9 protein-coding genes and 2 pseudogenes are annotated in these 12,204 nt (G+C 56.4%); all 11 read left to right on the top strand.

The genetic code is table 11. The annotated features are described in order from the left end of the window. The first annotated feature begins 896 nt into the window (after nucleotides 1-896). Nucleotides 897-1,319 (top strand): helix-turn-helix domain-containing protein, encoded by a 423-nt coding sequence (locus tag ACIPHM_RS20220; RefSeq protein ID WP_400332093.1) that lies wholly within the window; start codon nucleotides 897-899, stop codon nucleotides 1,317-1,319. 300 nt (nucleotides 1,320-1,619) lie between these two features. Continuing rightward, nucleotides 1,620-2,318, top strand: coding sequence for a TnsA endonuclease N-terminal domain-containing protein (locus ACIPHM_RS20215; RefSeq protein WP_400332090.1), 699 nt, complete (start codon nucleotides 1,620-1,622; stop codon nucleotides 2,316-2,318). Then, nucleotides 2,299-4,377: a Mu transposase C-terminal domain-containing protein gene (locus ACIPHM_RS20210; RefSeq protein WP_052240866.1), complete on the top strand. Its 2,079-nt coding sequence runs from the start codon at nucleotides 2,299-2,301 to the stop codon at nucleotides 4,375-4,377. Before ACIPHM_RS20215 ends, ACIPHM_RS20210 begins: the two co-directional genes overlap by 20 nt. Continuing rightward, nucleotides 4,374-5,387, top strand: a complete 1,014-nt coding sequence (locus ACIPHM_RS20205; protein ID WP_052240867.1) for a TniB family NTP-binding protein — start codon at nucleotides 4,374-4,376, stop codon at nucleotides 5,385-5,387. Before ACIPHM_RS20210 ends, ACIPHM_RS20205 begins: the two co-directional genes overlap by 4 nt. Further along, nucleotides 5,377-5,763, top strand: a pseudogene (locus ACIPHM_RS20200) (TniQ family protein); the annotation flags it as partial. The gene ACIPHM_RS20205 and the pseudogene ACIPHM_RS20200, both read left to right, overlap by 11 nt. 147 nt (nucleotides 5,764-5,910) lie before the next feature. Then, complete coding sequence (locus tag ACIPHM_RS20195) at nucleotides 5,911-6,861, top strand: hypothetical protein (RefSeq protein WP_400332525.1); 951 nt, start codon at nucleotides 5,911-5,913, stop codon at nucleotides 6,859-6,861. Beyond that, nucleotides 6,803-7,210, top strand: a pseudogene (locus ACIPHM_RS20190) (TniQ family protein); the annotation flags it as partial. The gene ACIPHM_RS20195 and the pseudogene ACIPHM_RS20190, both read left to right, overlap by 59 nt. A 63-nt stretch (nucleotides 7,211-7,273) precedes the next feature. Further along, nucleotides 7,274-8,167 (top strand): helix-turn-helix domain-containing protein, encoded by an 894-nt coding sequence (locus ACIPHM_RS20185; RefSeq protein ID WP_400332523.1) that lies wholly within the window; start codon nucleotides 7,274-7,276, stop codon nucleotides 8,165-8,167. Between the two features lie 87 nt (nucleotides 8,168-8,254). Continuing rightward, nucleotides 8,255-8,716: a GNAT family N-acetyltransferase gene (locus ACIPHM_RS20180; protein WP_400332086.1), complete on the top strand. Its 462-nt coding sequence runs from the start codon at nucleotides 8,255-8,257 to the stop codon at nucleotides 8,714-8,716. 1,029 nt (nucleotides 8,717-9,745) lie between these two features. Beyond that, complete coding sequence (locus tag ACIPHM_RS20175; RefSeq protein ID WP_400332084.1) at nucleotides 9,746-10,819, top strand: hypothetical protein; 1,074 nt, start codon at nucleotides 9,746-9,748, stop codon at nucleotides 10,817-10,819. 296 nt (nucleotides 10,820-11,115) lie between these two features. After that, nucleotides 11,116-12,204 carry an ATP-binding protein gene (locus ACIPHM_RS20170; protein WP_400332081.1) on the top strand — a complete coding sequence of 363 codons (1,089 nt, stop codon included), beginning with the start codon at nucleotides 11,116-11,118 and terminating at the stop codon, nucleotides 12,202-12,204.

Genomic DNA, 12,204 nt, shown 5'->3' with positions numbered 1-12,204 from the left:
CACAACCTCGGGCAGCTAAGCGATTGAAATCGGACTATGCCATCCTAGACGATAAATATGGTAACAGGGCGGCGGGAGTCAGTTGCTCTGCAGTACCGCTTTGCAGCGGGAAGACTGAGAACGAGTACTTTGGTATGGCCATTGGCAGGTCGTGTTAATTAAGACTACAAATATTTTTCCACATGGCAGCGACATCGGTGATTCGTTGATTTTCGCGCCCACTTAGTAGGATCGACCGTGACGCCCTCCGCCTGTTCTGACGCAAAATGCCCCCAGAGAAATGAGCCTCAATCGAGGGAGGGCTCAAACCGGGGGAGGAACTGTACCCGTCGCGCTACCAATTCTTCATTGTCGTATCGATGAGCCGGTTCCTGTCCGAAACGGTCGAGCTCGTTATTCACACAATACGGGCCAGCGACTTCACCTATCTGCGTGATTTTTTCGTTTCGCTGGTCTCCGGTTTGATGGGGCCGTTTCTTGCTCATCAGGCATGATTGTCGATCGTCTGCCAGTGCCTGATTCAACGTTTCCAGCATCTCCTCGCCTAACTCCGGGTGCATGCGTTTCACCATTTCTGGTCAGCCAGCAATGCTGGACATCTAATTCTTTGGGGGGCGCGGGGGCGGATAGGGCTCGAAGACTGTCGGCCCCAGCTTGGACACCTCGATGCGGCTCACCAATGTTTTCCTTCGCCGTAAGGGGCGGGGCACGCTCACGCATGTATCAGCGGAAAACCGATCAAAGTCCACGCCGCCACGGATTTCCAACGTAGGAAGTCACACTCTCGACAAAGTGAAATTTAAATATCACTTTTAAATCAATGACTTGAGTGTTGACTCGGTTTTGGCTTTGGTCTAACGTTGGAAACATCTATGACCGCCCGCTAGCATTTCACGATGTCAACGCCGATCGGTATTCACCTCAAGACGCTTCGATTGAAAGCTGGCCTTCGACAGCAAGAGCTTGCTGCTCGGCTTGGGTATGACGCGTCGCACGTCTCGAGCGTCGAGGTCGGTCGCAAAAATCCGTCCCAAGAATTCCTTGATCGCTTTGCTAGCGCACTTCGGCTTTCACCAGACGAAATTACATATTTGGAAAGCGAAATGTCGGATTCTCCTACGAGCATTCAACTGATTCCGGATTTGCCCACCGACGAGTACAGGATGTACGCAGAACTTGCTCGGAAGCTTGGGAGATTGTCGCCTGGACAAATCGTGGCGATACGGAAGATTGCCGGGCTCGACGAGGAGATACGGATGCAGCCCACTTATCAGCCGTCACGTATCAAACGCCGAGTAAAAGAGGAGGCGCCAATGTAAAAACGGGACAAACCTCGCGGCCTGTCCCGTTGCGAGTCAGCGAACGACACTAACCCGGTTAGCGCCTTTAGTATCAATCGCAGCCTCACGACAGTCAAGCCGCTTTTTCGTCGAAACATGGAAAGCGCGCGAACCCTGTGTGTCCGCGTAAGGACACTATGTCGCCTGAATTCCAGCATATCGGCAGCTGACGTTGTGAACACGACGTGGCCGACATCGGCATTGGCTGGTTCCAAGTTTCGTCTTCAGCGAACCCGCGCGTCTTATACGACGCGCGCGGACTCTTTCGTAGGTGCGGACATGGAAATTGAATTTAAAGACGCCGGCACTAGCCGCGGCACCTTTTCCTCCTCGTCACACAACCTCGTTCCGGTGCGCAATCCTGTTACTCCGTCCGGTCGAGGTTTTCGGGCGAAATTCTTCTCACCCAAAAACCAGCGGCTTGTCCGGTGTGAAAGCCTTCTCGAGTTTGACTGCTTACACCTATTTGAATTTGCGCGCGGCGTGACGAGCTTCGTCGAACAGCCGAAAACGATTCGATATCAGTTACGAGGTCGCTCGCGCACGTACACGCCTGACTTTGCGGTTGATTGGGCTGATGGACAACGCTGGCTGGTCGAAGTAAAGCCAGCGGACGTACTGCAAGCGCCTGCGAACAGAGAGAAGTTCGAGCGACTCGCAGAGGTGTTTGGTAACCAGCAAGACAAATTCGTGATTCTGAGTGATAGACAGATACGAAACGCCGTCCGGCTCAAGCAGATCAAGCACCTGCTGCGCATTCGTTATGAAAAATGGTTGGATGGAACGGCGGATGCGGTAGCACCGTCGAGCCTGGAAAATCGCACGATTGCGCAAGTGCTTAACGCCGGAGCGTCTGGGCGGGCGATATTACATCGACTTGCTTCACGCGAAATCGTTTGTTCTCTGGACGAAGAAATCACCGGCGCGACACGCTTGCGCGCTTTTGAGGAGCGCGACGATGCCGTCCTATTCCTTTAAGGTTGGCGAGATGATCGCGCTCGAGGACAAGATCTTCCTGATTGAACACATGATTGGCGAGATGATTCACGTGGTCGGCGCGACAGACGCACAACGCACCACCTACCCGGCCGTCACCCTTCTGGAGCACTTTGCACAAGGGCGGCTGAAATTCATCACGCGCGGAGAACTCGAGTCTGGCGTGAGCGCTATTTCGACCGAGGCAACGCTCGAACGCAGCCTCTCGGATTTTCCGTTGGCGCTCCAGCAAAGCGCGCTACGAAAGTGGCGATACCTAAACGCGATTTGCCCCGATGGTCGGCTTGGGGTCTCGCGGCCCGTGCTGGCTCAAATGCTCCGGACTGTGTGGTCGGGGCTTGGTGCTCAGTCGGGCGGTGCCATGCCGCCGTCGGTACCGAGCTTTTACCGCTGGCGATCGAAGTGGGTCTGGTCGAGGCTCGATGTTCGTTCGCTTATCGACAAGCATGAACTTCGGGGCCGGCGCCCGACGTCGTTGCCCGACAGATTATCGGAGCTCATCGACGAAGGGATTGAGAAGATTTACCTCACGCCGCAGCGAGAATCGCTACGAGAAACTCGGGACTGGATTCAGTTGAGGATTGAGCAGGAGAACCGACGACGGACTCCCACGCAGGCGCTTCCTGACGTTACGCATCGGATGTTGCGCCAGGCGCTCTCTCGCATTGACCGATATGCGATTCTCAAGGCCCGCTATGGGCAGCGATACGCGCAGGATGCGGTCCGCGTCTACGGAAAAGGCCCGGCATGTACGTATCCGCTGGAGCGCGTCGAGGTCGATCATACGCCGCTGGACGTCCTGGTCGTCGACGCTGAGACCGGACTGCTTCTGGGGCGACCTTGGATCACGGTCATGATCGATGGGTACTCAAGGATGATCGTTGGTATCCATATTTCATTTCGCAATCCGAGCGTTCGTTCGGTGCTTCGATGCCTGAAGCACGCGATCCTGCCCAAAGTCGATGTGAAGGAGCGCTTCCCCAAGGTCAACGGTGAATGGAAAGCGTACGGACTCATCCATCAACTGGTGTGCGACAACGGGCTTGAGTTTCACGCCCACGATTTGGAGGCGGCATGCGCTGAGCTTGGCGCGCACGTGGTCTATTGCCCGACGAGATCCCCGCAGATGAAAGGCCGCGTTGAGCGCTTCCTGAAAACGCTGAACTATGGTTTCGTTCACTTGCAGCCTGGAACGACATTCGCGACCTACGACAAGCGGCATGTGTACGACTCTGGCGCCACTGCGGCGCTCACGCTCGAATCTCTGCAGGAAATCGTTCACCGCTGGATCGTCGATGTCTACTCGGTGACTTTCCATCGGGCAATTCAAAGCACACCCAGCCAGAGGTGGGATGAGGGAATACAAAAGTTTCCCCCGCGCCTGCCCAAATCCGCCGATGTCGTGAATGCTTACCTCGGGAATTGCAGCCGCCGGCACCTGACGAAGAACGGGATCGAGGTCCATTCCTTACAGTACAACTCGGCAGCGCTGCAAGAGCTCAGGCGACGATGCGGCAACATTGAGGTATCCGTCAGGACCGATCCTGATGACTTGGGCGCCATTTTTGTTTTTGATGATCAGTCAAAACGATATCTTGAAGCGCGATCCACCATGCCAGGCTATGCGGATGGCGTCAGTGTGGAGCAACACCGATGGATACGGTCCAAGGCACGTCGGGACTACGCGGCCTCGCCGATGCGACACGCTTTGCTCGCCGCGAAAGCAGACTTGCGCGCCGACACGGAAAAAGCCATGGACGCGGGCCGGGCTTTGCGGGGCAAGGACCGAAGAAAAACGCTGCCCAAGCATGAGCGGGAGCTCATGGTGCAACAGGCGGAGGCGCGACAGCAAAACCTGCCGCTGGAGCTCGAATCCGATGAGCCGTTTGCGCCGGATGAACCGACGGAAGACCTCGCGCACGATCACGAGGTCCCGCTTTTCCCAGTTCGTCGCGGCACGAATGGAGTGCCACCTGCGCGGGGGGGCGGCGAGGACAATCCCGTCGGAGGCCCGGCCCCCCACAGGAGGCACTTGTCATGAGTGACGTCATTAGAGCGGGGGCGCAGCCGCCGAGCAGGGTAAGTTCGAGCGAAATCGCGTCGATGTCTTCGTCCGCGATTGGAATAACGGAGATCGTGGCCGGAGTTCGGGGCACACTGATCGAACACCCGGCATTCGCTGCAGGAATTGCGGCGATTCAACGATGCCACCGCATGGGGCGGTTTGCGCTCGAGGAGCCCGGTTGCTTGTTAATTACCGGTGTTTCGGGCAGTGGCAAGTCCACGCTTCGTAAGGAGTACGCGAGGCATCATCCTCGCCGGGAGACCCCTGAGGGGACGGAAATTCCGGTATTGCATCTTGAATTGCCTGCGCAACCGACAATAAAAAATGTTGCTGAACGCGTGCTTTGGGAGCTAGGTGATCCGCTATTTACCCGGGGTTCTGCTGAAGCGATGACCTCGCGCATTGTGACGTTATTCAAAAACTGCAAGGTCGAACTGGTGGTTCTCGATGAGTTCCAGCATTTCATCGACCACTCGAGTGAGAAGATTGAAACTCGGGTTGCTGACTGGTTAAAGCATCTGGTGAACATCACGAAAGTGCCGTTCGTCCTAATGGGACTGGGGCGATGTCGTCGCATTCTTCAGAGTAACGAGCAACTACGCCGGCGTTTTTCGCGACACATCGCACTCGAACCCTTTGGTAATTCTGAGAAACGTGCCAGACGCATCTTTGATGGCCTAATGCGCTCCATCTGGGCCAACGTCCCGGTGATGCCGTCACCGGATTTAGTGGAGGATGGCGATATGCTGGACCGAATTCACTATGCGACGTATGGCCTGATTGGTTACATCATGACGCTTGTGAGCACGTCGGTGGAGATCGCATTGGACGAGAAGCGTTCGAGCATCGACCGGGAGGTGCTCGCGCACGCATTTGTCGAGTCCGTTTGGCCCGAAGCACGGGGGAACAATAACCCATTTCATCCTCGCTTCATCATGAGGCCTCTGACGCACATTGGGGAGCCCTTCGGTGGTTATGCCGTCTGAAATCGGTGGCCGTCGCTTTGTCCGCCGGCCGCGTCCGGCGGATGACGAGCACGTACTGAGTTACTTCATGCGCCTTGGCGAGGCGAACGGCTTCACGGGTAGGAAAGCGCTCGGGAGCTTGGTCCGATATCTCACCGCCGCGCTTGAGCGCCCGAGTGAACGGGCTGCAGTTTCAGGCGCGCTGGACGTAGACGAATCCGTCATGAGGGAAATCAGCCTACGTCATCAACGCGTTCACGGTTTTGCGGGGCACGCTAAGGGCTACGCGCGCCGCAATTTCTTTCGTGACCCGCACGTGGCGTATTGTCCGGCGTGTGTCCGGGAGCGAGGACTCTTCAGGGCCCTATGGAATTTTCGTGCGCTCGCCGTTTGTGAGTCGCACGGACTCTGGCTTCTGGAGCGTTGCCAACGTTGCTGTGCGTTGGTGGGATGGGATCGTCCCGGGTCGACGACCTGCGCATGCGGGTTCGAGTTCGGGCAAGCCAAGACCACTGCGGCCCCCCATGAGGCTGTACTCATCAGCATGCTGATCTCCGCCGCTATTGTGGGTTCAGACGCGGCGAATTTCGTAGATGAGCAGCATTTTTGCTCGGAAGCCCGGCAAATGAGTGCGATCGACTGGTTAGCCGTCGCGAGCTTCTTCGCCATTTTTGTTGATGGCGAACCTCGCGTCAGCCCGCGACGAAGGGCGAACCTGGACGCAGAAAAGCGTGCCACCTTGCTGGCGGTAAGATGGTTCACTCAATGGCCGCGGGGTGCAGAACAGGAGTTGAACAGCAGCACTCAGGCCCTGTGTGACCCCGGCGGTCCGCTACTTTTCGCATCGCGACACTTGCGCTCCAAGATACCGGCGCGATTCCTAATGTATCGCTGTGGAGAGCTCACCCTACCCGACTTCATGATTAACTTAATTGAGGGTTACGGCCATTCGCTGTTTGTGTATAGCGACGGATGCGGTCTCGTCGTCAATCCGAACCGACTGGTGTCTGGGGAGGATGGGGTGCTCGGCCTCGAACTGCCACGTGCTGAGCACGTGCGTTCATCAGCGGGCAAAAAGCGGCGGAATTTTCTGCCACTGGCGCGCTTTATCAGGGGCGTGCGCGCCGCGAACATCGTGCTTTACGACAATCGAGAAGTGGAAATCCTGATTGGGGCCACGGCGATCCAACGAGCTGTGCTTGTCGATGGTGGTTTCCTCAAAGTTGACGACGAAAGACGGAACATGTTGTCGACCGAAGTCGAGCGATTCCGTACTTGGCTGACGAACGCCAGCACCTATATCACGGACCTCGACGATATGCTGCCGCTGAGCCAGTTGTCGGTGCGAAGGAAGGATTTACTGTTGCAAATTCTAAGGGCGGCTGCCGCCGCTCGCATATCCCTGTTCAGAGACACCAAAGGTACGGCAAGGCTGGATGGGTGTTATGTTCGACGAACTGAGCTCGACGAACTCGCAAGGCAGAGCGGTGACTAGGCTCCTTGTGCGCCCTGTGCCGATGCCCGGTGAAAGTATGACGGGTTACCTACTTCGGCTCGCAGAAGGTAATGGTTTTTGTTCATTGCTCGACCTCGATTTATTAGTATCCAAAACGGGCGGCAGCGACGCTCGCACGAAGCTTACGTCGCTACTTATCGAGCAGAGATTGCACGCACTACGCGGGCCAGTCACCCACTTTCGGAACCTCCGAATTGCTGACTCAGGAGGCGTTGATGCGAAGTACTGGAACGGCCGAAGGCCACGCTACTGCCCGGTGTGCCTCGCGCAGATGCCGTATTGGCGTGCGGAATGGGACCTGACGTTGATGGTGGCGTGTCCGACGCACCGGGTACTGTTGTGCGATGCGTGCCCCGGGTGCCATCGCGTGCTGTCGTGGAAGCGTCGGCGCATGGTCGAGTGCGACTGCGCTCAGTCATTGGCCGAGGCACAACCGGAATCTGCGGGCGACGCATTGGTTGCTGTTGGGGCCTATTTGAGCGCTGCCATGAATCCAGAAAATGCCACCACCTCGGCGTATTTGCAATCGGATATTCGCGCGCTCTCGCTCATCGATCTCCTTGCCCTCTGTGCGCAATTTGGAGCGTATTTTTCCCCACAGGGGCCAAAGCCCACCAAGATGGCGCGGCTTGACGATGTATCGGTAGCCACTTGCGTGGCAAATGGCGCCGGGCAGGTCTTGGTGGATTGGCCGCGAGGGTTTCACAGATTACTTCGCGACATTGGCCATCGTGGGGCGCCAGATGACGCATTTAGCCGCATGTCGGCCCGATTCGGATACTTTTATACTGCGTTGTATCGTCGTTTCGGCGCTCATCCGTTCGATTTTCTTCGAAGCGAGTTCGAGGCGTTTGTCGGGCGGGAATGGATGGGGCAATTGACTGAGCGCAACAGCCGTATGTCGTTAGCCACACGGCGCGAGCATGCATGGGTTCCCCTCACGGCTGCCGCCAGATTGCTCAGAATTCGGCGAGAATCTATCCGGGCGTTGATCGAGGATGGAAGCCTTGAAGGACAAATGCGTGTATCGCCTGCCGGCAGGACATGGGGCACCGTGAGCAAGCGAAGCGTGGATGCGCTGCGCGAGTCCATGGGACAGTGGATGACCTTGACGCAGGCGCGACAGGTATTGCGCATCTCACGCAAGCGCGCTTATGTCTTACTGCGCTCAGGCGATTTGCGAGCCGTTCGGGGCCCAACTGTTGACGGCTCGCCGGTCTGGCGATTCGTTGCGCGGGAGGTGGTGGCACTAAGTGCAGCATTGCAAGAATCAGTACACGACTAGCGCAGGCTATTCAACGTGGCTGGGGATGCTCAGGAGGGTTGAGGTTCCTGGCGGCACATGTCGCTGTAGATCACGGGATTCGATTTCATGAAAAATACAAGTATGGACTATCGACTGAGAGGACCAATACGCAAGCCCAGCCGACGCGAATCGAGTTCGATTTTCTCGGGCGACCCAACTACGCTCGCGCAATATGTTGGGTGCCCGGACCCGACCGCGAGATGTTTTCATGTGCACAAACGAGGGGACGATAATCCTATTGGGTTCATTTGGATAGCGATATCCAACGAGGATTTTCCTGACCTCTTGTACGTGCATGTTGATTACGTTTATGTGTTGCCCAGTGAGCGTAACGGGATGGCAGCGGTGCTTGCCGACAAAGTGTTTGCTAAGTTTAGACGGTGGGCCAACGATGAGCGAGTCGCTGAGGTTCATTCCTCATCGACTGCCGTTTCGCCTCAAGGCGCGCGGTTCGTCGGTCACTTGAACCGGCAACTACGCGCCTGGTGCGACGAAAAAGGGCTCGAGTTTGTCGCGACCGAAACCTAGGCACGGTCAAAGCGAACATGTGCACGTTACATCCCTGGGAGTGTCGAATATATATCGACACCGAATTTACCGACATCGTCTCGCCGGAGCTCATCAGTCTCGGGATGGTTGCAGAGGATGGCCGCGAATTCTATGGCGAACTCACGGACATTCCCATCGAACGTTGCAGTGTTTTCGTGCGCTCACACGTGTTACCGCAGTTGCGCACGGAGCCTGCTTGCATCATGTCGGAGGTCGATCTCGGTGACTCCGTGCGCAAGTGGATGGGCGGCTTTGAAGGTCAGCGGCGCAGACCGGTGATTTGCTACGACCATCCCGTTGACGCGCAGCTTCTCTGGCAGCTCATCGGTGGGCGACGCCCAGGATGGAAGGAAAAATTAATCGCGCAGAGGATGAATCACCTCCGCAGAGAGCAGTATTTTGACGAGCATGGCGGTCGACATCACGCCTTACACGACGCAAGAGCTAACAAAATATCGTGTCGATAGAGGTGAATCGACTGACCGTGGTGAGCTTGGTCAGCAGCCGGCCGAAGCCTGTCGAGAGCTGCCCTACAGGTTCATTGCTCGATTGCCGTTGAGTATCCCAAGCGCGCCATTCTCAATGGCTGTCGGTGCACTCCATCTTCACGAGTTCGCGTGCGCCGACAAGTAAATTTCACGCGTCGAATGGCCTGCACGCGGTTGCCGACGGGGCCTCATCACAGCTTACCCATCGATCCAGGGGGTGCGTTACGCGCAGGCATGGGCTTAGATGGGCATCCTGAACCATGGGCGTGTTTCGCATGGGCTTCGCCGACTAGCGCGCACCGTCGTCTTGCTGCCGTGAGGGTGATGTTTCTATAGGAGTGTGATCGTGAAAAGTGACAATGAAAATACGACGTTAGATCCCAGGAATTTGTCGGGCACGCGAGTCGCGATAATATCGGAGTCCCCGGGAGCTGCTGCCTGTCCCGATCCGCGAGACGCTCCGTTATCGGAGGGGCCCAGTTTCTCGCGGATAAAAAGCGCTTACAAAGAGAGTGTGTCCATGCTCAAGGATACGCTGGATGTGGCGTGGCGGTTTGCTCCGGCCGCGCTGTTTCCCGCTGCATTGTTCTTGTGGATACACCTTAAGTCGATTCACTGGACATCGCTTTTCCAATACTCGGCAATGACGGGGTCGGGCCTTGCCTACCTGCTTTCCGCCGCGATACTACTGGCGCTTGCAGCTATGCTGCAATTTGCCCTGCCTTCCGTGATGCTCATCGGTACGGTCTCGGTATATCGACTCGATCGTAAGATACCGAAGGCGGTTCCCCGACTGTATCAGTGTGCGATGGGTGGATGGATACTTGGATTTGTACTAGTTATCGGATTTGACTCCGATCGGATATCGGTGATCTGTGCGCTGGCTTTTGGCGCTGCCTTGATCTACGCATTAGCGCGTCGAGACGAACTAGGACTGCGTGCCGGGCCCAACGGATGGCGCCATAAGCCGATCGTGTGTGCAGTTGGTCTGGCATGTGCGGCTGCCACAACGATGTTAGTGACTTCTGCGCCCCTCCTGCTCGCATTTCGCCTTGCCGTGAGGTACGTCCATGGCGGCATCGGCGAAAGTGTTGTGGGCATCCTTGTGTGCACCGGAACCGTTGTCATGAGCCTTTTACCTGGCTACATGTACGTCAACGCGCGGACATGGCGGGTCGGCGTATATCAGCCCGTGAAGCTGGCCTTGCTGGGGGCGTTTTTTCTAACTTATGTCGTTCTGATGGTTGCGGCAATGCTCGTTCCCGTGTCCAGCACAGTTCTGCAGCTTGCAGGTATCTATAGCAATGAGCTGCAAACCTTCGTCATCCTGCAGCCAAATTTGACAGATGCAGCGCGCACTGCCGGACTTTCGGTGAGCGACGATGGCAAATTGACGCTGCTGCGTGGGTACGTTCGGTATGATTTTGGCGGCACTCGACTGCTATGCAGCACGTCCTTCGATCCGGAAAAGGTTTCCGTTGATGCGATTAGGCAGGCTCGCGACGATAAGGCACCCGATCCCGGCGTGGTTGCGGGTGCCGGATGCGTGCAGGCGTCGACGTCCGAGCTGCGCGCACTGCGACTTCCATCGTAGAACATAGCGATTGCATCGTCGATGCGCGTTCATCGCTAACTGCACCGTGGTACGAATTGGGATCGATACGCGATAAAATCACGAAAAGCGAGTTATCGAGGCGGTTTAATCCCGAAGAGTTGTTCGGCAGTGCTGAACAGGGTTCCAGAAAAGCGGGAAAGTTTCCTGTCATTGATAATCGCCATCGATAGCGAAAAGATCCGGCGAATTGAATCGCCGAATGCCTGGCAATAGTGTCAGGCATTCTTTTCACATAGGCCGGAAGTGAGACATCAACAGCGCCATGCTGCGACACGATGCTAGATCAGATACACGCGTTTCTCGCCGATAACCCAAAGTCCAAAGCCAAGACCATTGCAACGGCGCTTGGAGTCGATAAGCCTGACATCAATCGCTTGCTGCATGACAACACGGGGCGGTTCGAGCAAGACGAGGCTTTCAGATGGTCTAATCGACGAGCTGCCCGCCAGATTGAATTTGGCGGGCGTGGTTGGTTGACCTCGGTCAATTTTGATCGGGCGTTTTCCGGTGTTTCCCCCCTGTCGTCATCAGATGATGCGGTCGTCCTGGTGCTCAAGGACGACGCGAAACCCATGTTGGCGTTCATCGCTCGACTGCTGGCCCTTTGTAATCAGCTTGTGGCCGCGGGCAAGCACGTCACCCTGGACTTTGAGGAATCCCAGAAAGCGCTTTCCTATTTGGATCGTGTCGGATTCTTCGGTGTGCTCGACAGTGCGATCGAGGTATTGCCGCAGCGCCCCAGCGGAGATTTGTCGAAGGCGTACCAGGGCAACAACAATGGTGTCATCGAGTTCAGACTCATCGACCCGGCTGCTCCAGATGCAAAGATTCCCAAATTGCTGCGGAACAGTCTCGTCAGTTGTGCGGGAGAGAGCTACTCAAAGCTTGCATTTACCGTGCTCGCGGAGCTGTTCGGTAATGTTGTGGATCACGCCGATGCATCGTCGCACGGCTTTGCCGGCTTGCAATTCTATCCAAAGGCAAGAAAAATCCAAGCGGTTATTTCGGATAACGGGCGCGGCATTGTGGGTACATTAGCTCCTGTGGTGCCTCACAAGTATCCTGAGGTCGCTATAAAAATGGAAGAGGCCGAACATGCAGGCGTCGCTTTGCTCACCGAGGTGTTTACCCGGGGTGGCCTGAGCCAGGTCAATGACGAAGGTCGCGGAGTTGGATTGAAGCGCTCTGGCGACGTCGCGGAAAAGTTCAAGGCAACAATATACGTGCGCCAAAGTGACTTCGAGCTGCGTGTGTACCACGAGCACGATGGGGTGAATTTTGACCACGTTCTCAACCTGCCCTACTTGGAGGGCACTCACATTTGTTTCGAATTCAAGCTTGACGTGCCACAATCTTCTGATTAA

This window comes from Pandoraea sp. NPDC087047 (assembly GCF_044745225.1).
Taxonomy (GTDB): domain Bacteria; phylum Pseudomonadota; class Gammaproteobacteria; order Burkholderiales; family Burkholderiaceae; genus Pandoraea.
The sequence above is the reverse complement of the archived record's forward strand: the minus strand, read 5'-3'. Positions and strand labels throughout refer to the sequence as shown.